At 63.8% G+C, this 21,515-nt stretch carries 20 protein-coding genes and 1 tRNA gene; 13 read left to right on the forward strand and 8 right to left on the reverse strand.

Annotated features, from left to right (window positions below):
* The gene (locus AB0N65_RS14275; RefSeq protein ID WP_364162654.1) at window positions 1-1,200 is read left to right on the forward strand and encodes a cation:proton antiporter; all 1,200 of its coding nucleotides are present in this window, start codon (window positions 1-3) and stop codon (window positions 1,198-1,200) included.
* A 77-nt stretch (window positions 1,201-1,277) separates the two neighbouring features.
* Here AB0N65_RS14275 and dcd read toward each other — a convergent pair whose 3' ends face one another.
* Window positions 1,278-1,853: a dCTP deaminase gene (dcd, locus tag AB0N65_RS14280; RefSeq protein ID WP_364162657.1), complete on the reverse strand. Its 576-nt coding sequence runs from the start codon at window positions 1,851-1,853 to the stop codon at window positions 1,278-1,280.
* Between the two features lie 118 nt (window positions 1,854-1,971).
* On the opposite strand from dcd, the gene AB0N65_RS14285 reads away from it, so the two are divergent.
* Complete coding sequence (locus AB0N65_RS14285; RefSeq protein ID WP_364162659.1) at window positions 1,972-3,966, forward strand: CAP domain-containing protein; 1,995 nt, start codon at window positions 1,972-1,974, stop codon at window positions 3,964-3,966.
* 10 nt (window positions 3,967-3,976) lie between these two features.
* Here AB0N65_RS14285 and AB0N65_RS14290 read toward each other — a convergent pair whose 3' ends face one another.
* On the reverse strand, window positions 3,977-4,420 hold the full coding sequence (locus tag AB0N65_RS14290) for an SRPBCC family protein (protein WP_364162662.1): 444 nt from the start codon (window positions 4,418-4,420) through the stop codon (window positions 3,977-3,979).
* 264 nt (window positions 4,421-4,684) lie between these two features.
* Between AB0N65_RS14290 and AB0N65_RS14295 the strand changes: the two genes are divergently transcribed.
* From AB0N65_RS14295 to AB0N65_RS14305, 3 genes are all read left to right on the forward strand, one after another.
* Complete coding sequence (locus AB0N65_RS14295; RefSeq protein WP_364162665.1) at window positions 4,685-6,145, forward strand: M15 family metallopeptidase; 1,461 nt, start codon at window positions 4,685-4,687, stop codon at window positions 6,143-6,145.
* A 90-nt stretch (window positions 6,146-6,235) separates the two neighbouring features.
* Window positions 6,236-6,309, forward strand: a tRNA-Gly gene (locus AB0N65_RS14300).
* Window positions 6,310-6,548: 239 nt separating this feature from the next.
* Window positions 6,549-7,040, forward strand: coding sequence for a nuclear transport factor 2 family protein (locus tag AB0N65_RS14305; RefSeq protein ID WP_364162668.1), 492 nt, complete (start codon window positions 6,549-6,551; stop codon window positions 7,038-7,040).
* A 27-nt stretch (window positions 7,041-7,067) separates the two neighbouring features.
* On the opposite strand, the gene AB0N65_RS14310 is transcribed toward AB0N65_RS14305, so the two are convergent.
* On the reverse strand, window positions 7,068-8,453 hold the full coding sequence (locus tag AB0N65_RS14310; RefSeq protein ID WP_364162671.1) for an MFS transporter: 1,386 nt from the start codon (window positions 8,451-8,453) through the stop codon (window positions 7,068-7,070).
* A gap of 156 nt (window positions 8,454-8,609) precedes the next feature.
* Here AB0N65_RS14310 and AB0N65_RS14315 point away from each other — a divergent pair, with 156 nt between their 5' ends.
* Both AB0N65_RS14315 and AB0N65_RS14320 read left to right on the forward strand, forming a co-directional pair.
* Window positions 8,610-9,464, forward strand: a complete 855-nt coding sequence (locus AB0N65_RS14315; protein WP_364162674.1) for a LysR substrate-binding domain-containing protein — start codon at window positions 8,610-8,612, stop codon at window positions 9,462-9,464.
* A 79-nt stretch (window positions 9,465-9,543) separates the two neighbouring features.
* A complete protein-coding gene (locus AB0N65_RS14320) occupies window positions 9,544-10,317 on the forward strand; it encodes a sugar phosphate isomerase/epimerase (RefSeq protein WP_364162677.1) in 774 nt (257 codons plus the stop codon).
* On the opposite strand, the gene AB0N65_RS14325 is transcribed toward AB0N65_RS14320, so the two are convergent.
* Together AB0N65_RS14325 and AB0N65_RS14330 are read right to left on the reverse strand one after the other, a co-directional pair.
* Window positions 10,298-11,104: an alpha/beta hydrolase gene (locus AB0N65_RS14325; protein WP_364162680.1), complete on the reverse strand. Its 807-nt coding sequence runs from the start codon at window positions 11,102-11,104 to the stop codon at window positions 10,298-10,300. The two genes, AB0N65_RS14320 and AB0N65_RS14325, sit on opposite strands and share 20 nt — an antisense overlap.
* Before the next feature lie 29 nt (window positions 11,105-11,133).
* Window positions 11,134-12,174, reverse strand: a complete 1,041-nt coding sequence (locus tag AB0N65_RS14330; protein WP_364162683.1) for a LacI family DNA-binding transcriptional regulator — start codon at window positions 12,172-12,174, stop codon at window positions 11,134-11,136.
* Between the two features lie 187 nt (window positions 12,175-12,361).
* On the opposite strand from AB0N65_RS14330, the gene AB0N65_RS14335 reads away from it, so the two are divergent.
* The 4 genes from AB0N65_RS14335 to AB0N65_RS14350 all read left to right on the forward strand — a co-directional run bounded on the left by AB0N65_RS14335 (window position 12,362) and on the right by AB0N65_RS14350 (window position 16,030).
* Entirely contained in the window at window positions 12,362-13,531 is a 1,170-nt protein-coding gene (locus AB0N65_RS14335; RefSeq protein ID WP_364162686.1) for a Gfo/Idh/MocA family oxidoreductase, read from the forward strand.
* On the forward strand, window positions 13,531-14,745 hold the full coding sequence (locus AB0N65_RS14340; RefSeq protein ID WP_364162688.1) for a dihydrodipicolinate synthase family protein: 1,215 nt from the start codon (window positions 13,531-13,533) through the stop codon (window positions 14,743-14,745). Before AB0N65_RS14335 ends, AB0N65_RS14340 begins: the two co-directional genes overlap by 1 nt.
* Window positions 14,742-15,584, forward strand: coding sequence for a sugar phosphate isomerase/epimerase family protein (locus AB0N65_RS14345; protein WP_364162691.1), 843 nt, complete (start codon window positions 14,742-14,744; stop codon window positions 15,582-15,584). The genes AB0N65_RS14340 and AB0N65_RS14345 overlap by 4 nt, the downstream gene beginning before the upstream one ends.
* A gap of 263 nt (window positions 15,585-15,847) precedes the next feature.
* Entirely contained in the window at window positions 15,848-16,030 is a 183-nt protein-coding gene (locus AB0N65_RS14350) for a hypothetical protein (RefSeq protein WP_364162694.1), read from the forward strand.
* Window positions 16,031-16,034: 4 nt separating this feature from the next.
* Here the strand turns inward: AB0N65_RS14350 and AB0N65_RS14355 are convergent, their stop codons facing one another.
* From AB0N65_RS14355 to AB0N65_RS14365, 3 genes are all read right to left on the reverse strand, one after another.
* Window positions 16,035-16,238: a hypothetical protein gene (locus AB0N65_RS14355; protein WP_364162696.1), complete on the reverse strand. Its 204-nt coding sequence runs from the start codon at window positions 16,236-16,238 to the stop codon at window positions 16,035-16,037.
* Complete coding sequence (locus tag AB0N65_RS14360; protein WP_364162698.1) at window positions 16,222-17,304, reverse strand: YihY/virulence factor BrkB family protein; 1,083 nt, start codon at window positions 17,302-17,304, stop codon at window positions 16,222-16,224. Before AB0N65_RS14360 ends, AB0N65_RS14355 begins: the two co-directional genes overlap by 17 nt.
* A 120-nt stretch (window positions 17,305-17,424) precedes the next feature.
* Entirely contained in the window at window positions 17,425-18,630 is a 1,206-nt protein-coding gene (locus tag AB0N65_RS14365; protein WP_364162700.1) for an ROK family transcriptional regulator, read from the reverse strand.
* Between the two features lie 129 nt (window positions 18,631-18,759).
* On the opposite strand from AB0N65_RS14365, the gene xylA reads away from it, so the two are divergent.
* Together xylA and AB0N65_RS14375 are read left to right on the forward strand one after the other, a co-directional pair.
* Window positions 18,760-19,947 carry a xylose isomerase gene (gene xylA / locus AB0N65_RS14370; RefSeq protein ID WP_364162703.1) on the forward strand — a complete coding sequence of 396 codons (1,188 nt, stop codon included), beginning with the start codon at window positions 18,760-18,762 and terminating at the stop codon, window positions 19,945-19,947.
* Window positions 19,948-20,022: 75 nt separating this feature from the next.
* Entirely contained in the window at window positions 20,023-21,453 is a 1,431-nt protein-coding gene (locus AB0N65_RS14375) for an FGGY family carbohydrate kinase (protein ID WP_364162706.1), read from the forward strand.
* Window positions 21,454-21,515 lie beyond the last annotated feature (62 nt).

Below are 21,515 nucleotides of genomic sequence, written 5' to 3' on the forward strand. Positions count from 1 at the left end.
ATGGATCCGCTCGCTCTAGCCCTCGTTGAACTGGGGGCCGTCGTCTTCTGCCTCGGTCTCCTTGCTCGATTAGCGGGCCGGATCGGCATGTCCCCCATTCCCCTCTACCTTGTGGGCGGACTGGCCTTCGGTGCGGGCGGCTTTGTCAGGTTGGACGGCATGCATGAGTTCGCCCACCTGTCCGGGGAGATAGGGGTCATCCTGCTCCTGTTGATGCTCGGCTTGGAATACACAGCGTCGGAGCTGGTCACAGGGTTGAGGCGCTCGTGGCAGGCCGGCGTGTTGGATTTTGTCCTCAACTTCCTGCCGGGAGCGGGCATTGCCGTCCTTCTGGGCTGGGGCGTAGTGGGTGCCATCGTCATGGGAGGCGTCACCTACATTTCGTCCTCGGGGATCGCCGCCAAGGTCATCACCGATCTCGGACGGATCGGTAACCGCGAAACACCCGTTGTGCTTTCCATCCTCGTGTTCGAGGACCTCGCCATGGCCATCTACCTGCCAATCCTCACGGCGATCCTTGCCGGCGTTGGCTTCCTCGGTGGGCTGCAGACGGTGGGGATCGCCTTGGCGGTAGTTACTGTCGTTCTGCTCGTCGCCCTCAAGCACGGGCATCGGGTCTCCCAAGCGGTCCATAGCGAGAACTCCGAGGTATTCCTCCTGAACGTCCTGGGGCTCGCCCTTCTGGTGGCCGGCATCGCCTCAGCCCTTCAGGTCTCCGCCGCAGTTGGCGCGTTCATGCTCGGCATCGCCATCTCCGGAGCAACAGCCCACAACGCAACGCGCATTCTGGAGCCGTTGCGCGACCTTTTTGCAGCGATCTTCTTTGTGGCCTTCGGCCTGAACACGGATCCTCGCTCCATCCCGCCGGTTCTCGGCTGGGCACTGGCGCTGGCACTCCTGACGGCCCTCACCAAGATGCTCACAGGGATCTGGGCGGCGAAGCGAGCCGGGATTGCGGTACCCGGCCGCTTCCGCGCGGGCGCTGCCCTCATTGCCCGCGGCGAATTCTCCATCGTTATCGCCGGCCTGGCGGTAGCTTCCGGAGCGGTCCCGGACCAACTCGCGGCACTCGCTACGGCCTATGTCCTCATCATGGCCATCCTCGGCCCGCTGGCTGCACGATTCGTGGAGCCCCTGGTCAAGGCCATCCGCAGAACTCCCGGCGCCCCGCCCCGGACACCCGAGCGAACGCCGGCGTAACCGGGCGCCTCGGCGACGTAGACCCCGGCGGCGTGGGCCTGCCCGCTCCGGTGGAGGCCCGGCGGGCAACTCCTCGGCTAGATCACCGTCCGGTGGAAATTCTGGTGGCTGCGGCTGGCTGTCGGTCCGCGCTGGCCTTGGTAGCGGTTTCCATACTCGCCGGATCCGTAGGGATGTTCCGCCGAAGACGTCAGTCGGAAGAAGCACAGCTGGCCGATTTTCATGCCCGGCCACAGCTTAATGGGCAAAGTCGCTACGTTCGAGAGCTCCAATGTTACGTGCCCGGAGAAACCGGGATCGATGAACCCGGCAGTGGAGTGCGTCAAAAGGCCAAGACGGCCAAGGGACGATTTACCTTCAAGGCGCGCGGCGATGTCATCGGGCAGGCTCACAGTCTCGTACGTGGAACCGAGCACGAATTCACCGGGGTGCAGGATGAACGGCTCCTCACCCTCCACTTCCACAAGCCGGGTGAGTTCCGGCTGCTCCTCGGCGGGATCGATGTGGGCGTATTTGTGGTTGTCGAAGAGCCGGAAAAACCTGTCAATCCGGACGTCCACGGAAGACGGCTGAACCATCGCGGGATCGTACGGTTCAAGGACAATCCGTTGGGAGTCAATTTCGGCACGAATATCGCGGTCAGAGATCAGCACAGCATCAAAAATACCGCATGCATTGTCCCTGCCTTCCCATGGGACTATAGTTCCCGGACAGGTAAAGCCGCGCCCGTACTTGGGGGCAACGAGCATTCGCGGGGTAATTGTGGGGAAATTGGCAGCGCCCGCGGCTATCGTGCTGGCCGGTGCACTGGCCATTGTGGTAGCTGCCTCCAGTCAGATCCTGCCGGCCAAAGAGACTGTTCCCGCGGGCGGCACCACACCTTCCAGCAGCGTCCCCTCGGGTTTCACGGCACCTGAAACAACTACGACGCCGGAGCCCTCACCTGCCGATGGCACCCCCGCTGCCGGCGAAGAGGCCAGCGGCACCCCGGCTCCTGAACCAAGTTTCGCAACGGTGCCGGGGACTGACGGCGGAGTCCCCACCAGGGCGGTCGCTGTGGACCCCGTCGTAGAAACTCCGCCACCGGTACCTGGCATCGGGCCATCGTGGGGTCCGGAGGGCACGTCGCTGGGCAGTTCCGAACAAGAGGACAGCGGTCCAGGCATCGCTGATCCGGCACCCGTGGAGCCAGGACCGTCGCAGTCCGCTTCAGCCACGACAAGCCCGCGGCCCTCCGCACCCGCAGCGGGACCCTCCCCATCGAGTACGCCGCCGCGCACGGCTTCCCCCGCCACGCCCACCCCCTCCCCGACGCCGTCGCCGTCGCCGACGACCTCCCCCGCCACGCCCACCCCGTCGCCCTCGCCGACCGACGCCACACCCTCGCCGACTGCGTCCCCCGCCACACAGTCGCCGACCGACGCCACACCAACCCCGCTGCCCACCCCCTTCCCCGGCAAGTCCCCCGCCACGGATCCGAACCTCGACAACGGCGCCCTCGCACTGCTTCCGGACGACAACACGGCCGCCATCCTGACGGTGTTCAATGCCATCAACAGCTACCGGGCATCCCTCGGCCTTGCCCCGGTGAAGTACCACGCAACGGTTGCTGGCTTGGCGCAGGAATGGTCCAACAGCATCGCCAGCCGCGAAGTGATCCAACACCGGCCCAACTTTTGGACTGACCCTCGCGCGCTCAACCCGAACAACGGCGCAGGAGAGGTCATCGCGGTGCGGTGGGACCGGGATGCCGCCCAGCTCGTCGAGTGGTGGAAGGGATCTCCCGGGCACGACGCCCTGCTGCGCGATCCGCGGTTCAACGTGATGGGCATCGGCATCACGTATACGGACGGCAATTGGCAGACCACCCCGAACCGTTACACCCTCTGGGGCGTAGTGAACTTCTTTGGGTACACCACTTTGCCTGCTGGAACCACCACCCGGCCGGGCGGAACTGTCACCCCGCCAACGGACCCCGTCGGAGTCTGCCAGCCCGATGACAAGTTCCAGCCCCCGACCGTGGACTTGAGCGCTGCTTCCATCCGGAGCTCTGCAGACCTGGTCTCCATCGGCCCGGACGGTTCGGTGTACTCCTACCCGTCGCTTGGGAACGCGAAGTACGGCGCCGCCCGTAAGATCGGCGCCGGATTTACCGGGCTCAAGGAACTCTTCGTGTCGGATTGGGACCGCGACGGTGTCTTCGACCTCATCGCACAGCGTACCGATGGAGCCCTTTTGGCTTATCCCGGCAGGCAGGGTGGTGGCTTCGGTTCGCCCGGGATCCTGGGGCATGGCTGGCAATCGCTGAACATTTCCATAGGTAACTGGTGTGCGAATAACCGACTCCCGCAGATCGTCGCGATGGATGATTCGGGAGGCTTGTGGTTCTACAAGAACTCGGGGATGACTTATATCCGCACGCAGGCGGCGATCGGCACCGGCAACAAGGCGGTCCGGCTCAGCATGGTGGACTACAACGCGGACGGGTTCCAGGATCTGCTCACCGTTGAGCCAAACGGGTACCTCAGGCTATACCGGGGCACGGGACTGGCCATTCCAAAACAGGAAGCCAGGCCGATAGTCGGTGCGGCGTGGACTGACTACTCGGGTCTGCGCGCGCTGCGCGGGGTCGAGGGTCCGGATACCACTGGAATCGCCGGACTGGGAACCAACGGTGTGCTTGAGTACTGGGATCTGACGTCCGGCAAGCTCACGGCTCCGGTAAGCGTTGGCGGAGGTTGGACCGGCTTTAAGCTGGCCCAGTAAAGCGACAAGCTCAGGCGGCGGAGCGCGACTCAATCACCGTCTTGAGTTCTTCCAGCTGCGCCACTTCGGTCTCCATGGTCTTCTGGATCATGCCGTTCATGAGTTTCTGGAGGCCCTTGGGATGGTACTCGAGGGCGAAGCGAAGCCGGGTGGTCTTGCCTTCGGTGCTGAGGTAGTAGCCACCGGTGGGGCGTGCGGGCCCGGCGACAACCGCGAAGCGGACTTCTGCGCCGGGTCGGGCTTCGGTGATTTTGAAATCGGCGGCGATGGGGCGTCCGCCGGGCCCGGTAAGGGTCTGTTGGTAGACGGCGCCCTTTTCGCCACGGATACCGGACCGAAGCGATATGCTCCGGACTCCCGAACGCCAGAGGGAGTTGTTCATTCCGTCCATGAGGAACCCGTAAACGGTCATGGCATCCCTGCTGATCACTACTTCGTAGTCTGCAAATGCCACGGAAACCTCTTTCGGCGTACGGTTCGAATGTCGTAGCCCGGTTCCCCATACACTGCAGCTAACACCTTCAGAATAGTCAGCCGCTCCCGCCAACGACACATGACAAACGAGCCTTGACCGAATGGTTACCTCACGTATCTTTACGTGCCATTGCTGACATGTCCTGCGGGGCCGGGTAGAGTTCCTGCGGCCGGCATTAATCAATTTGGGGGCGTAATGCATTTTCCTGGACACCAACCATTAGCGGCAAGAGCACGACGCCGGGTGGCCGCGTGCGCGGCCTTCCTCGCCCTTGCGGTGGCCGGCGGTGTTACTGCCGCTGCCCCGGCCGTGGCGTCGCCTCCCGCGGCCCAGGAAGCTGCTGCCGTCGTCGCCAAGGTGGCAGTCCCAACCACCGTGAATCCGCTGCCGAGCGTGGACCCGATCGGGGATCCTGCCAACTACTCGGTGCTCGTCAATAAGTCCCGGCCGCTGAACCCGATCAGTTACGTTCCGGCCGACCTCATCAATGCCCGCGGCTCCGGCCAATACATGCGCGCCGAAGCGGCAGCCTGGTTGAACGGCTTGTTCCAGGGAGCAGCTGACGCCGGCACCGGTGGCCTGTCGATCGTGAGCGGCTACAGGTCGTACGCACAACAGCAGCAGGTCTATGCCTACTACGTCAGCATCTATGGCCAGGCCACCGCCGACACCATTTCCGCCCGCCCCGGATACAGCGAGCACCAAACAGGCCTGGCCATGGACATCGGCAACGCGGCCGGCTCCTGCGGCCTGAGCACCTGCTTTGGGGACACCGCCGCCGGCAAATGGGTGGCCGCCAACGCGCATAAGTACGGCTTCATCGTCAGGTACCCCAACGGCTACACAGGAACCACGGGCTACAGCTATGAACCGTGGCACCTGCGGTACGTCGGCGTCGCTTTAGCCACGGACATGAACCGGCGCGGAATACCGACGCTCGAGCACTACTTCGCCGGCAACACGGCCGCCGCTGCCAGCATCAAGTCGGGCGCGGACCTGGTTGCAGCCGACGCTTCCGGCCGCCTGCTCCGCTACCCCGCGACGACGGCAGGCGGCTACATGCCGCCGGTCCAGATCGGTTCAGGCTGGAGCGGTTTGAAGCAGGGCTTCGTCGTGGACTGGGACGTCGACGGCGTGTACGACATCCTTGCGCAGTGGAACAATGGAGTCCTAGGCGTCTACCGCGGCCTCCCGGGCGGTGGCTTCGCAAACCAGGTTGTCGTGGGCAACGGCGGCTGGGAAAACATGACCATCACCGTGGGCAAGTGGAGCCATGCCCATCCCCGCCCCAGCGTCGTCGGATACTTCCCCGACGGAGTCCTGCGTTACTACCCCAATACATTCGGCGGCGCTTTGAGCGGTCCGCAGATCATCGGCAAGGGTTGGAACGGCATGGAGCTGACCATGGCGGACTGGGAGGGAGATGGTGCGAACGACCTCCTGGCCAGGACTGCATCGGGTTCGCTCATCAATTATCGTGGCGACGGCTGGGCGGGCTTTTATGGTCCGGCCATGACCGTTGGCACAGGCTGGCAGTACATGCGGGTCCTGCTCCCGAGCTTTGGCCTGACGGGCGCCGGCACTCGTGGCATCACCGCACAGACCATGGAAGGGAACCTGTACAACTACGGCCTCGGCCGGGGACAGTGGAGCACGTACAAGCAGGTTGGGTCCGGCTGGAACGGTTTGAAGCTGTTCAAGTAATCCCCTGGCGCCCGGCCACCAGCGCGTCTGTCATTCGCAGCCGTGGAACTACGCTAAGCTGGGATTCGCTCCGGCAACACCGGTGCGAATGCGGGCGTAGCTCAATGGTAGAGCGCTAGCTTCCCAAGCTCGATACGCGGGTTCGATTCCCGTCGCCCGCTCCAGGAAGACCCCTTTCCTTGTGAATCCACAAGGAAAGGGGTCTTTTTCTTGTAGGAGCAAGGTCGTCTTGCCGGGCCCCGCGTTGCTCCAATACTTTCTTTGCCGCGGAAACTCCTTCAAAGCCCGCAAAATCAACCGTCCTTGGTTGCCGCCCCATCCAAAGTGGGTCAGGAAGGCACCCGCTCAGAGCACCGACGGCCTAAAATCGTAGGTACAGTCCACCTATCCGGGAGGTCCTCCAATGACTCTCACCGACGATGCTGGGGCGGGTCCGCTCGCCGTCATCCACCGCCTGTTGGAAGCCACGAATAAACACGATCTGGAAGCCTTGGCCGAATGTTTCGCGCCTGGGTATGTCAATGAAACCCCGGCCCACCCCACCAGGGGCTTCACGGGCAGGGACGCAATCCGCACCAACTGGGAACAACTCTTCACGGGAGTCCCGGACATCAAGGTACGCATGCTTTCGCACAGCGTGACCACCAGCCAGGTGTGGACCGAACTGCATATGCAAGGGTCGTGGCGGGACGGCACACCGCACGAACTCACGGGGGTGATTATCTTCGGGGTAGACGAGGGCGCGATCAACAGTGCCCGCTTCTACATGGAACCCGTGGATCACCTTGTCCGTGTGGACGATACTGCCGACCGCGTCAGTCACCGGGTCACGCATGGCCGGCCCGCAACGCAACAAGAGAGTGCGGAACAGGAACCGGCCCAAGCGACCCAGTAACCCGGCTACCCCGTTACCCGGCCAGGCTTACACGGTTTGGGTCCGGTCCTCGATCCGTAGGACCCGACGCCGGTTACGCAGGTCCACCTTGATGTGAAGGGACGACTTCCGAGCCAGCACGACGGCGACTACGGCCGCCGCGATTGCCGGCACGCCACCGGACACCAGGATCGCCAACTGCGGACCAAGATGCTCGGCGAGCCATCCCAGCATGGGACCACCGATTGCTTGGCCACCGATGAGCACCACAAGGTAGAGGCTCATGACCCTGCCCCGAATGCTCATGTTGGAACTGGTCTGCACCATCTGGTTGGCCGCTGTGAGGAACATGAGGCACCAGAAACCTGCAAGGACCATCGCAACGCTGAACCACACCATGGATGGCATCACAGCGGACAGGCAGAGCATCAATCCGTACAGGCCGGCTGAAAGCACCACCGACCGCAGCCGCAGTTGCCGCCGTCGGGTGGACGCAATTGCGCCCGTCAGTGCACCGAGCGCAACCATGGCGTTGAGCAGCCCGTAGCCTCCGGCACCGGCGTCGTAAACGTGGTCAGCGAAGGCGGCCAACAGCACGGGCAGGCTCATCGCGAAAACTGCGATGAAACCGGCCATCAGCCATGGCCAGTAGATAGTGGGTTTGCTGAGTGCGTACTGGAGGCCTTCGCGGAGCATGCCCTTTTTCCGCGGCGTGGGCTGGCTGAGATGGAGCTGATCCTTGCGAAGGATCAACAACATGGCCACGGTGGAGCAGCATGCCACGGCGTTGGCGGCAAAGGCCCAACCAGCGCCCACGGCCGTAAGCAACCAACCGGCAAGGGCAGGTCCGATCAGGCCACCCAATTGGAACGTCGTGGAGTTCACGCTGATCGCGTTGCGCAGGTATTTGGGACCAACGAGTTCGTTGACGAACACTTGCCTGGCTGGCTGGTCAAGGACAGTGACGAAGCCAAGGAGCAGCGCGATGACGTAAACGTGCCACACCTGCACCAGTTGGGTCAGGGACAGGACGGCCAGCGCAGCAGCCAGGACAGCTGCAGCGGACTGGCAGATGATGAGGATCTTGCGCTTGGTGAAGCGGTCGGCCATCATGCCGCCCCACGGACCAAGGAACAGCGACGGCATGAACTGCAGGGCAACGGTGATGCCGACAGCCGTCACGGAGCCGGACAGTTGGAGCACCATCCAGTCCTGGGCGATGCGTTGCATCCAGATGGCGATCACGGCGATGAAGTGGCCGATTGCGAAGATCCTGAAGTTCGGGACCTTCAGCGATATGAAGGTGTGCCGCCAGGGCAGCTTTTCGCTTACGACGGCGAGTGGCTGGGTGACGGTGTCCGGCGCCGGTGGCGCGGACATGGAATCGATGACGGGCTGGCTGACGTTTGCCGCTGAAGGCGGTGGGGGTGCCAAAAGTAATCCTCGGATCGAGAGTTTCGGTGGGATGCGTTTAACGCTATGGTTGCCAGCAGCAATTATGGAAGCGTATTGCGGCTATAACTAGCATTGCGGAATGCAATGGGCTTTCAGCATCGGCGCCGTATTTCGAACCAGCGATTGAGGAGTTCCGTGTTTGAACCTGTCCAGCTCCGCTCATTCCTGGCCGTCGCGGAAACCCTGAGTTTCACCAAAGCAGCGGACCGGTTGGGGCTCGCGCAACCCACCGTCAGCCAACACGTCCGGAAACTCGAGGCCGCCGCGAAGCGCGTACTCGTGGCCCGGGACACGCGTGAAGTCCGGCTGACCGACAACGGCGACGCCATGGCGGGCTTTGCCCGGAGCATCCTGGCCGCTCATGATTCCGCTGCCCGCTACTTCTCCGGGTCTGCCATGCGTGGCCGGCTTCGCTTCGGTACGGCGGACGATCTCGCCATCACGGGGCTCCCCCGGATCCTGCGCGAATTCAGGCAGTTGTATCCGCAAATCAACCTGGAACTGACGGTCAGCCAAAGCGACCAGCTCTACAAGCGCCTCAACGCCGGACAGTTGGACCTCGTGTTCGTGAAGTGGGTGGCGGGTGCCAAGGAGGGAACCGTTGTGCGGCACGATAACTTCGCTTGGGTGGGAGTGGAACAAACCGTGCTGGAACCTGGAGCGCCCGTTCCGCTCATCGCCTACCCGGCACCGAGCCTGAGCCGGAAGCTGGCGATCGATGCATTGGAAGCTGCCGGCCGCACGTGGCGGATCACGTGCAGCACCAAACAGATCAGCGGCGTGCTGGCAGCTGTTCGTGCAGGCATCGGCGTAGCCGTGATGCCCGCTTCCTTGGTTCCCGAGGATCTGAAGGTGATCACCCAGCGCTTCGGCCTGCCTCCCGTAGGCGACGTCGATTTCACCCTGATCCGGAACCCCTTAGCCAACGCAGAGGTCATCGATGCCTTGACCCAGGCGATCATGGGCAGGACGTTGAGTAAGTCGAACTGATGTTCAACGGAGGACGAATTCCTTTCCCGGGCCCGCGTCACACCTTACTTGGTAAGCGCATTCCCGGTATTCTGAACCAATGATCGACCTCACCACCTTGGCGGACCTCACGCCCGGCATTTGTTCCGTCACGCTCCGCGAAAAAGGGATCGACGACGTCATCCGGATCTCCTCCGAGGCGGGGCTCGCCGGGATCGAGTGGGGAACGGATGTCCACGTCAGCGATGCGGCGTCTGCAGCCCACGCGAAGGAAGCAACCGAGGAAGAGGGAATGTCAGTGCTTTCGCTGGGCTCCTACTACCGGGCAGGGTCCTTCGACGACTTTGATCGCGTCCTTGAACTGGCCATCGCCTTGGGCGCGCCACGAGTACGCATTTGGGCAGGCGGCACCGGCAGCGCTGCAGCCACTGAAGAAGATTGGGCTGCCGTGGTGGAAGATACGCGGCGGATCGCGGATCTGGCAGCCGCACGAAACGTAGCCATAGCCTTCGAATATCACGGCAATACGTTGACGGACTCCCCGGAAACGACGCTTCAACTCCTGTCGCGGGTGGATCATGGCAACGTCGGCACGTACTGGCAACCCGCCGTCGGGCTTTCCGACCAGCAGGCGCTCGAGTCACTCCACCAGGTCCTCCCGCACCTGGTGGGCGTGCACTGTTTTTCCTGGGGACCTGAAGCCGAGCGGCACCCGTTGCGTGCCCGGAAGCAATTGTGGCAGTCAGTGTCGGATGTCCTGCGCGGGAACGGCAAAGACATGGACGTCATGTTGGAATTCGTGGAAGACGACGAACCTGAAAACGTCCTCAACGACGCCGCGTTCCTGCACGGAATCACCCTCGGCGAGGACTAAGACTCCACATCCGCGAAAGCCAGTCGGCACACAGGGCCGTCCACTGCTCCGCGCCGGGCGTTCCTTCCGCCAAACCGATGCCGTGGACGCCCTGCGGGAAGACGTGCAGCTCGGCGGGGATCCCCGCCCGGCTAAGTGCTCCCGCGTAGGCCAGGCTGTGGCTGACAGGAACAGCCTCGTCATCGGCGGTATGCCAGAGGAACGCCGGCGGAGTGCGGCGACCAACACTGCGCTCAGCCGACAAAGCCTCAAGGAACTCGACCCCGGCTCCCGGCCCTGCCAAATTATCAACGGAGCCCTGATGCACCGAGTCCACGAACGAGATCACGGGATAGCAGAGGACGCTGAGGTCGGGCACAGCATCGGCGACATCCAATTCTTCATCACCGGTTGGCACTCCGACGGACAGCGAAGCCGCCAGGTGTCCACCCGCCGAAAAGCCAAGCACGCCCACGCACGCGGGATCCACCGCGAGCCCATGGCCGCCGTTCCTGATCCATAGAAGCGCCTGTTTGCCGTCCTCCAGTGGCGCCGGATGCCGATGCGGAGCCACTCGATATCGCAGCACGAACGCATGGATTCCCAAGGACGCGAGCCACTCAGCCACGGGTTCGGCCTCGTGATCGGCTTGGCGCGCGTAGGCTCCCCCGGGCAGCACCAGCATGGCGGGCGCCGGCTCGGTGGAACGCCCGACGGCGGGAATCACCGTCAGAGCGGACAGCACCTCCGGTTTCGGTGCGCTTGACGCGGGAGCCGGCCCGCCGTCGTCGTGCGTTGCTTGTTCCATGCGCGAAAGCTCCGGTGTGGTGCCAGCGGTCAAGCGGGCTGGTTCTCGCTGGCAACGTCCGTGCTGCGGCGGAGTTTCACATCGCCGCTGACGGGCGCAGTGTTCTCGTCGCCGGCGGCGAGGCGACCGATGTCCTCAAGGGGCAGGCGCACTGTGGACAGGGCAGGCCGGAAGTCGCGGAGGGTCTCGATGTCGTCAAAGCCTGCAATGGTGGCGTCCCGGGGAATCCACACACCCTCTGAGCGCAGTGCGGCGGTAACTCCGATCGCCATGACGTCGTTGACCGCGAAAATGCACAGCCGCCTTTTGGAGCCCTTGATCCGGTGGGCGAGCGCGAGTCCGGCGTCGTATCCACCTGCCCGGTTGAAGCCGGTGCGGATGACTTCCGCCTCCGGACATCCGGATTCTGCAAGGCCGCGCTGAAAGCCCCGGACGCGGTCGTCCGAGGTGAGGAGCCCTTCGGGTCCGGCAACGATAAGGAAGTCCCCATCGTGTCCGCCTGTTAGTTCAGCGGCCAGGGTGGCGGCGAGTTCCTCATTGGGAACCTCCACCACGTGGTAACCCTCAGCGGTCGCGGCTCCCTCAATCGGATGTCCAACCACCCCGACGTGCCCGCCATTGCGGCAGTAGCGGTCCAGTTCAGCTGCGAGTTCACCATTCCCCTGCCGGTCCTCGGACCGTACTGATCGTGATCCCGCAATGACGATGGAATCGGCCCGGCGTGCGGCGAACGCCGCCACGGCTTCCTTCTCGTCCAAGGGAGCGCCGGACGTGCTGGCAAGCAACACCATGCGATTCTGCCGGCGGGCGGCGTCCTGCACCCCGCGGGCAATTGCGGAGAAGTAGGGGTCGGCGATGTCGTGGACGATGAGGCCAATGAGGCCGGAGCTCGATTTCGCGAGCGCCTGGGCCTGGGCGTTGGGGACGTACCCGAGCTCGTCGGCAGCTTTACGGACACGCTCGGCGATGTCCTCGGCAGGCTTGCGGGACGATCCGTTGAGGACCCGTGACGCTGTGGCAAGGGAAACCCCTGCCACTCGGGCAACTTCACTCAGTGTGCTGGCGGCCACGGGGCCCTCCTTTTCTGCAGGCGTCGGGACTGGCGCTAAGAAAATTATGCCGCTTCAAACAACTTTTGGGAAAGCGCTTGCCAATCCTGCGCGCCGTGGTGCATGATCGAAGCAGTGGGAATGCGCTTTCCCGGAGAACTTCACTGCATGCGACACCGCTGCAGGCACCCGAGGCACTGGAGACAACATGGGCTACGAAACAAAGACGATCCGCATCGCCATGAACGGCATCACCGGCCGTATGGGCTACCGCCAGCACCTGCTGCGGTCCATCCTTCCCATCCGCGACGCCGGTGGCTTCACCCTTGAGGAGGGCACCAAGGTCCAGGTTGAGCCGATCCTGGTGGGCCGCAACGAAGCCAAGATCCGCGAACTCGCCGAGCTCCACAAAGTCTCCGAATGGAGCACGGACCTGGACGCCGTCATCAACGACCCCACCGTGGATATCGTCTTCGACGCATCGATGACCAGCCTCCGCGCAGCCACGCTGAAGAAAGCCATGCGGGCCGGCAAGCACATCTTCACCGAAAAGCCCACGGCTGAAACCCTCGAAGAAGCGATCGAGCTGGCGAAGATCGGCAAGGAAGCCGGGGTCACGGCAGGCGTTGTACACGACAAGCTGTACCTCCCGGGCTTGGTCAAGCTCCGTCGCCTGGTGGACGAGGGCTTCTTCGGCCGCATCCTCTCCATCCGCGGCGAATTCGGCTACTGGGTGTTCGAAGGCGACGTCCAGGCAGCGCAGCGTCCCTCGTGGAACTACCGCAAGGAAGACGGCGGCGGAATGACCACGGACATGTTCTGCCACTGGAACTACGTCCTTGAAGGCATCATCGGCAAGGTCAAGAGCGTCAACGCCAAGACCGCCACCCACATCCCCGCCCGTTGGGACGAGGCCGGAAAGGAATACAAGGCCACCGCCGATGACGCTTCATACGGCATTTTCGAGCTCGAAACCCCGGGTGGCGATGACGTCATCGGCCAGATCAACTCGTCCTGGGCCGTCCGCGTCTACCGTGACGAACTGGTGGAGTTCCAGATCGACGGCACGCATGGTTCCGCCGTCGCCGGTTTGAACAAGTGCGTTGCCCAGCAGCGCGCCCACACCCCCAAGCCGGTCTGGAACCCGGACCTGCCCGTCACTGAGTCCTTCCGCAGCCAGTGGCAGGAAGTGCCCGCAAACGCTGAACTGGACAATGGATTCAAGCTGCAGTGGGAAGAATTCCTGCGGGACGTCGTTGCCCGCCGCGAGCACCGTTTCGGTCTGCTCTCCGCAGCGCGCGGCGTGCAGCTGGCCGAGCTTGGCCTGCAGTCCTCCGCCGAGCGCCGCACCATCGACATTCCGGAGATCACCCTCTAATGACGTCTTTGATTCTTCCCACGAACGACGGCGGCACCCGTGAGTACCGCCTCCAGCCCGCCACCGCGTGGGTCAAGCCGAGCGCTCCCCTGACGGCTCGCCGCGCCTATGCAGCCGCGCACGTCATTCCCGAGGTAGCAGCCGACAACACCCCCGGCGCTCCCGCGCAGCTCGACTGGGATGCCACCCTGGCGTACCGTCACGAGCTCTGGTCCTACGGTTTGGGCGTTGCCGACGCCATGGACACCGCACAGCGCGGCATGGGCCTGGACTGGGCTGCTACCCAGCAACTCATCAAGCGCACCGGTGCCGAGGCCGCCTCCGTGGTGACCTCCGGAAACGCGGCCATTGCCGGCAAGTCCGTCCGTGACCTCGTCTCCTGCGGCGCCGGCACTGACCAACTGGACATCACTGCCCTTCCCGAAGGCGCAGCAGGCATCCAAGCCGTCATTGACGCCTACCGCGAGCAGATCGCCGTCGTCAGCGAGGCCGGGCCAAAGGTCATCCTCATGGCCTCCCGGGCCTTGGCCAAGGTCGCTTCCGGAGCCGACGACTACCTGCATGTCTACTCGACGCTCCTGCAGGAAGTCGACCAGCCCGTGATCCTGCACTGGCTGGGCACCATGTTCGATCCCGCGTTGGCCGGATACTGGGGCTCCGATGACGTCGCCGTTGCCACGGAAACGTTCCTCAGCCTGATCCGCGAGCACTCAGACAAGGTGGACGGCGTCAAGGTTTCGCTGCTCGACTCTTCCCACGAGGTTGCCTTGCGCGCCGCGTTGCCTTCCGGCGTGCGCCTGTACACCGGCGACGACTTCAATTACCCGGAACTGATCGATGGGGACGGGACGAACCACTCGGACGCGCTGCTTGGCATCTTCGCGGCCATCTACCCTGCCGCCTCGGTCGCCTTGCAGCAGTACGACGCCGGCAACGCTGCGGAAGCCCGCGCCATCCTGGACTCCACGCGTGAGCTTGGAAAGCACATCTTCAGCGCGCCCACGTTCTACTACAAGACCGGTATCGCCTTCATGTCCTGGCTCAACGGCAAACAGCCCGGTTTCCAGATGGTGGGAGGCCTGCACTCCGGCCGCTCGGTGCTGCACTTGGCAAAGACCTTTGAACTGGCGGATCAGGCCGGTCTGCTGAAGGACCCGTCGCTGGCGGCCTTCCGGATGTCCGACTACCTGCGCATCAACGGCGTGGGAGCATGAGCACGGATTTCTCACGCCTGTCGCTGAACAGCGCCACCACCAAGAAATGGACCTTGGCCGAAGCCGTGGACGGCTGCGCCCGCGCAGGTATTCCTGCCATCGGTCCTTGGCGTGACCGCGTAGCCGAAGCAGGCCTGGACAAGGCAGCCAAGCTCATCAAGGACGCCGGGCTCCGGGTCTCGTCCCTGTGCCGCGGTGGTTTCCTCACCGCAGCCGACGCTGAAGGACAGGCCGCCGCCCTGGCCGACAACTTCGACGCCGTCCGGGAAGCCGTTGCTTTGGACACCCAGGAGCTGTTCCTCGTGGTCGGCGGGCTCGCTCCCGGCGAGAAGGACGTTGTCGCAGCCCGCCGGCGCGTGGCTGACCGCCTTGAAGAGCTGGTTCCTTTTGCTTCGGAGAACGGCATTCGACTGGTGTTGGAACCCCTGCACCCGATGTACGCCGCCGACCGCGCCCTTATCTCCACCCTTGGACAGGCGCTGGATCTCGCCGCACCGTACGACGCCAAGGCGGTCGGCGTCGCCGTCGACACCTTCCACGTCTGGTGGGACCCGGAACTGAAGGCGCAAATCGAACGTGCCGGCCGGGAGAACCGACTCGCCTCCTACCAGGTGTGCGACTTCAACCTGCCGATCGCGGCGGACGCGCTGTTGTCCCGCGGGATGATGGGCGACGGCGTCATCGACTTCGCGACCATCGGCACCTGGGTCAGGGAAGCCGGATATACGGGCGACATTGAGGTGGAGATCTTCAACCAGGAGATCTGGGACGCCGATGGTGACTCTGTCCTGGAAACCATGAAACAGCGCTACGCGGAGCTCGTTCTCCCGTACGCCTAATAACGTGGTCCTCCCGCGGATGCCCTAAGCTCCGCGGGAGGATCGCTCCCAAAGCAAGCGGGTCCCTGCCAAGGTCACGGCAGGGGCCCGCTTTTTGTGCGTGCTTGCTTTGTCCGGACGGAAGTCCTGCTTGGGGATGTGAGGGAAGTGGTACACAGCCGAAACATAGCGTCGATGCGAGGAAACATTGCCCTCCTACGCTGGATCCATCGGACTACTCCACCGGACAAAGAGGTCCCGGAAACCAGTGAAAGGACACCACAATGGTGCTTTTGAAGACCCTGAATTTTTTCCTTGATGCCAGCTCCGGCCACAGCGGACCGGACACAGGGGACTCCTCTGTGGCGGAGCCTGCTGTGCCCGGGTTTCCCTCCGAGAGGCTGTCCTCCAGCGCGTGGGAAGGCTGGTGGCACGACGCAGGCCAGGAGTTCCCGGCAAGTCCGTGACCCGTCAGTCGTCCGTCGTGGCGAGCCGCAGCCTGGCGCCCGGTACCCCGATAAGGGTGACCAAGCCGCCGTCGGGCGCTTGCAACTCCAGTTGGAAACCGCGGGCCTTTTCCATCGTCCGGACGGCGCCAACGTGAAAAACGCTCCCGTTGATCTCCACGGCGTCGCCGTCCTTGAGGGCCTTGAGCTTCTTATACTTTGCGTTCATCTTCTTGGTCGCCATGGTTCTCACGGAGTTCCTGCCCGCGGCGGATGACTTCGTCTTCCTGCTTCTGTTGCTTGTCGCTGCGCTTGGTGTCGCGCGGCGGAAGCTGAATGCTCTCCTCGGCCTCGATCCCACCCTGCAACTGGCGGCCGCGTTCCATCTCGGCGTCGAATTCGGCCCCGAAGAGGAGTGACATGTTCAGGATCCACAGCCACAGCAGCATGATGATGACACCGGCCAAGGCACCATAGGTCTTGTTGTAGTTGCTGAAGTTCGCAACGTAGAAGCCGAAGCCCAACGAGGCCAAAGCGAAGATGACCAGGGCAATGAAGGAGCCCATGCTCATCCAGCGGAACTTGGGTTGCTTGACGTTGGGGGTGAAGTAGTACAGAACGGCAATGACAACAACCGTAAGGAGAATCAGGACCGGCCATTTGGCGATGTTCCACACCGTCAGGAACGTTTCCGACATTCCTATGGCACTGCCGGCAGCTTCTGCCACCGGTCCGCTCAGCACAAGCATCGCCGCTACGAGTCCTGCGCCAATAACTGCGACAACCGTCACGGCGAGCATCGTCCCACGCAACTTGACGAATCCACGCCCCTCGTCCACTTCGTAGACGCGGTTCATGGCCCGGCTGAAAGCGGTGGTGTAGCCGGAGGCGGACCACAGAGCCACCAAAATACCGAAGACCAGCGCGAAGCCGGCAGCGTTGGAACGCGTCAGTTCCTCGATGGGCTGCCGCATGGCATCAACGCCTGGACCCGGAGCGAACTGCTGGACCATATCCAGCAGCGCCGATGTGGTCTTCCCCGCGTCCCCGAAGATCCCCAGCAATGAGACCAACGCCAGGAGCGCCGGGAAAAGGGAGAGGACCGCGTAGTAAGTAAGGCCTGCGGCGGCATCAGGACACTGGTCCTTGTTGAACTCCCTCAGCGTTCTCTTTGCGATGTACATCCACGTTGGTTTGACGAGGTCATTGGGGCTGTCCGGCTTGCGTGAGTCTTCCGGGCCCGGCGCCGTGTCCGCCTTGGTTGTACTGGTATGGGGTGAGTCTTGTGTAGTCATGAGACACCTGTTCGTGGGTTGAGCATGCGCGAACAAACTGACTCAATTATAGTAAGCATGCTGATGATTCAATCGGAAGCACCAACACCTGAGAATCTTGCAGCGGACGAAGCAACCAGCCTAGGCCAGCTTGCTTGCCGGCAGGAATTCGAAGGGTGATTCGATAACCGAACGGATCACCTGCCCGGCCGCACCCAGGAGCGTCCCGGAGTGCTCCAGCCCTGAGACAGTCAGGCTTTCCGGCTCCAGCAGTCCGGGCGCGTACCGCTCCAGGCTGGCCAGGAGGGCAGGCCGAAGCCACTCGCCGAGCACGGCAAAGTGCCCCCCAAGGACAACGGCCTCGATGTCCATCAGCCGGGCGGAAGATGCGAGCGCAATGCCAAGGTACCGGCCGGCGTCGTGCACTGCGTGTGCGGCGCGCGACTCTCCGGCGGCCAAGGCGGCGAGCAGCAACTCAGTCCGGCGACCCAATGAGCCCCCAGGAATACCGGCGGCCTCGAAGATGGCTTCCTGGCCGGCGAAGGTCTCCAGGCAGCCGGCGCCGCCGCAGGAACAAGCAGGCCCCTCCGGATGCACCACGATGTGGCCCAACTCGCCGGCAGAACCCCCCGGCCCCCTGAACAGCTCCGAGCCGATGATGACGCCGCCACCCACGCCCACCTCGCCTGAAACGTACAGAAAGTCGGGCGGCCCGCCGCCGTACCAAAGCTCACCGAGGGCGGCGCTGTTGGCCTCGTTGGAAAGCGTGACGCCGAGGGGAGCCCCTTCGAGCAAAGCGCCTGGTTCCAACTGCTCATGCTCCCAATGGAGGTTGGGGGCGGACAACACCACGTTGCGCTTCTCGTCCACCAACCCCGGGACCGCAAGTCCGCCACCAAGGATGGCGATATCCTCTGCCGCAGCCGCAGCTTTCGCCTCATCCGCCAAGCCGGCAAGCTGCTTCATCACGGCATCGGGCTTCATGCCCCTGTTGCGGGACTCCACCGTGGAACTGAAGCGCAGGTTTCCCCCGAGATCCACCAGGCCCACGGCAAGGTAGTCGACGTTGATCTCCATGCCCACCACACCGCGCCGGGAGCTAAGTTCCAACCCCTGGCCAGGCCTTCCCCGCTCGCCATCCCGGTAGAGGCCTACCTCGGCGACGAGTCCGGACTCCACGAGGTCGGCCACCAGGCTGGAGACAGCCGCCTTGGTGAGTCCCGTTCCCGCAGCCAGTTGGGCGCGGCTGGGCTTGGCGTGTCCGGTCCGGGCGATCGAGTCCAGCACGAGCGAAAGATTTCGACGGCGGACATCACCTACGCGGCCCGGCGCGGCTTGCTCAATCACTGACGGCCCTCCTGACAGCCTTGAAGATTTCTTGCTGCTTTCCATTGACCATGATCCATCATCCCCCATATAGTTCAGATTGAAAACTAATTGATGCGCTTTTCTTGAGCGCTTTGCAAAGGAGCAAGCATGACCCCTCAGCCCACCCCGCAGGACCGTTTCACGTTCGGCCTCTGGACAGTCGGCTGGACCGGCGCCGACCCGTTCGGCATCGCCACCCGGGCCGCACTCGATCCGGTGGAAGCCGTCCATAAACTGAGTGAGCTCGGCGCCTACGGCATGACGTTCCACGACAATGATTTGGTTCCTTTTGATGCGAGCGCCTCCGAGCGTGACCTCATCCTCAAGAACTTCAAAGCCGCCTTGGCCGAGACCGGGCTGAAGGTGCCCATGGTCACCACCAATTTGTTCAGCCACCCCGTCTTTAAGGACGGGGGCTTCACGTCCAACGATCGCTCCATTCGCCGCTTCGCCCTCAGCAAGGTCCTGCGGAACATCGACCTCGCTGCCGAACTGGGCGCGGAAACATTCGTCATGTGGGGAGGCCGTGAAGGCAGCGAGTACGACGGCTCCAAGGACCTCTCCGCAGCTTTGGACCGCATGAAGGAGGGCGTGGACACGGCAGCCGGCTACATCAAGGAAAAGGGTTACGGCCTGCGCATCGCCCTCGAGCCGAAGCCCAACGAACCCCGCGGCGATATCTTCCTCCCCACAGTTGGCCACGGCCTCGCTTTCATCGCCCAACTTGAGCACGGGGACATCGTGGGCCTCAATCCGGAGACCGGCCACGAGCAGATGGCCGGATTGAACTTCACCCACGGCATCGCCCAGGCATTGTGGGCAGGCAAGCTGTTCCACATCGACCTCAACGGCCAGCGCGGCATCAAGTACGACCAAGACCTCGTCTTCGGACACGGCGACCTCACCAGCGCCTTCTTCACCGTGGACCTGCTTGAGAACGGCTTCCCCAACGGCGGACCGAAGTACGACGGCCCGCGCCACTTTGACTACAAGCCCTCCCGCACCGACGGCTACGACGGCGTCTGGGAATCGGCCAAGGCCAACATGGCCATGTACCTTCTGCTCAAGGAACGGGCCCTGGCTTTCCGCGCCGACCCCGAAGTACAGGAAGCCCTGGCCACGTCCGGCGTCTTCGAACTCGGCGAGCCGACACTCTCCACGGGCGAAACCACCGCAGACCTGCTGGCTGATGCTGCGGCATTCGAGTCCTTTGATGCAAACCAGGCGGCGGAGCGCTCCTTCGCCTTCGTACGCCTGAACCAACTGGCCATCGAGCACCTCCTCGGCGCCCGCTAAATACAACCCGCAGCAATCCGTCGCCGGGTCCGGCCTTACACCGGATCCGGCGACTGCTTACAGAAAGAACAACCCATGCCCCTGGTAGCCGGGATCGATAGCTCCACCCAATCCTGCAAGGTCGTTATTCGGGACTCCGCCACGGGAGCCTTGGTGCGCCAAGGGCGGGCTTCCCACCCTGAAGGCACCGAAGTGCATCCCGATCATTGGTGGGCGGCTCTCCAGGAGGCCCTGGCGCAGGCGGGCGGGCTGGACGACGTCGAGGCCGTTTCCGTGGGTGGCCAGCAGCACGGGATGGTGTGCCTTGACTCCTCAGGAGACGTCGTGCGGCCCGCCCTGTTGTGGAACGACACCCGGTCGGCCGCTGACGCTGATGCCTTGGTTGCGGAGGCCGGTGCTGGCGATGCTTCCGTGGGCGCTGCCCACTGGGCGTCAACCACCGGAACGGTGCCTGTTGCGTCTCTGACGGCGACCAAGCTTCGCTGGTTGGCGCGGAACGAGCCGGAAAATGCCCGGCGCACGGCCGCAGTGTGCCTCCCCCATGACTGGCTGTCCTGGCGGTTGGCGGGCCACGGAGCGGGTACTGGCCCTTCCTCCCTGGAGGCGCTCCGCACCGACCGCTCCGATGCATCGGGCACGGGGTATTTTTCTCCGAGGACCGGCGAGTACCTCGAGGAGGTACTGAAAAGCACGCTTGGTCATGTGCCTGTACTGCCGGGCGTCGTGGGCCCTTTGGACGTAGCGGGCAAAACACCAGCGGGTGCGCTGATCGGGCCGGGCGCCGGCGACAACGCCGCAGCAGGCCTTGGCGTCAGCGCCGCCGTCGGGGATGTGGTTATTTCCATCGGGACGTCCGGGACCGTGTTCGCCGTCTCGGACGACCCGGCGCAGGACGCCAGCGGGCTCGTGGCGGGCTTCGCTGATGCTACCGGGAACTACCTTCCCCTGGCCTGCACGCTCAATGCCACCAGGATCTTCGATGCCACTGCCGGGCTGCTGGGTGTAAGCCTGCAGCAATTCGGCGAACTGGCGCTGTCCGCCCCGGAAGGCTCCGTCGGGCTCACGCTCATTCCTTATTTTGCGGGTGAACGGACACCCAACCTTCCGGACGCGACCGGGTCCCTCCACGGGCTGACAGTCTCCAACTACACGCCCGCCAACCTGGCGAGGGCCGCCGTCGAGGGTGTCTTGTGTTCGCTGGCCGACGGCCTTGCCGCGCTCCAAGCGCAGGGCGTTGCTGCACGGCGCATCATCCTGGTGGGCGGCGGAGCCCAATCGGAAGCTGTTCAACACCTTGCCGGGGCGGTCTTTGGATTACCGGTCTTCGTTCCGGCTCCCGGGGAGTACGTAGCGGACGGAGCCGCCCGGCAGGCAGCCGGAGTGCTTGCCGGCCAGATGCCCGACTGGCCCTTGGAAGGCATCCACCTGGGGGAGCGCAAGGATGCCACTACGCCGGCCTTCCTACGCAGGTACCGCGATTACGCCGCAAAGGCCGCCATGGGCTGATCATCGCCGCAGTTGCTCTATCGTGACAGGGTGAGCACTGAACAATCCGCACAAGGTCGCCC

It is taken from the genome of Paenarthrobacter sp. NPDC089322 (assembly GCF_040684895.1).
GTDB lineage: Bacteria > Actinomycetota > Actinomycetes > Actinomycetales > Micrococcaceae > Arthrobacter.

Bases quoted from the DNA above. Each gene is read 5' to 3' on its own strand.
- AB0N65_RS14275 (WP_364162654.1), top strand. From the start codon at position 1: ATGGATCCGCTCGCTCTAGCCCTCGTTGAACTGGGGGCCGTCGTCTTC.
- AB0N65_RS14305 (WP_364162668.1), top strand. From the start codon at position 6,549: ATGACTCTCACCGACGATGCTGGGGCGGGTCCGCTCGCCGTCATCCAC.
- AB0N65_RS14320 (WP_364162677.1), top strand. From the start codon at position 9,544: ATGATCGACCTCACCACCTTGGCGGACCTCACGCCCGGCATTTGTTCC.
- AB0N65_RS14325 (WP_364162680.1), bottom strand. From the start codon at position 11,104: ATGGAACAAGCAACGCACGACGACGGCGGGCCGGCTCCCGCGTCAAGC.
- AB0N65_RS14335 (WP_364162686.1), top strand. From the start codon at position 12,362: ATGGGCTACGAAACAAAGACGATCCGCATCGCCATGAACGGCATCACC.
- AB0N65_RS14340 (WP_364162688.1), top strand. From the start codon at position 13,531: ATGACGTCTTTGATTCTTCCCACGAACGACGGCGGCACCCGTGAGTAC.
- AB0N65_RS14345 (WP_364162691.1), top strand. From the start codon at position 14,742: ATGAGCACGGATTTCTCACGCCTGTCGCTGAACAGCGCCACCACCAAG.
- AB0N65_RS14350 (WP_364162694.1), top strand. From the start codon at position 15,848: ATGGTGCTTTTGAAGACCCTGAATTTTTTCCTTGATGCCAGCTCCGGC.
- AB0N65_RS14355 (WP_364162696.1), bottom strand. From the start codon at position 16,238: ATGAACGCAAAGTATAAGAAGCTCAAGGCCCTCAAGGACGGCGACGCC.
- AB0N65_RS14360 (WP_364162698.1), bottom strand. From the start codon at position 17,304: ATGACTACACAAGACTCACCCCATACCAGTACAACCAAGGCGGACACG.
- xylA (WP_364162703.1), top strand. From the start codon at position 18,760: ATGACCCCTCAGCCCACCCCGCAGGACCGTTTCACGTTCGGCCTCTGG.
- AB0N65_RS14375 (WP_364162706.1), top strand. From the start codon at position 20,023: ATGCCCCTGGTAGCCGGGATCGATAGCTCCACCCAATCCTGCAAGGTC.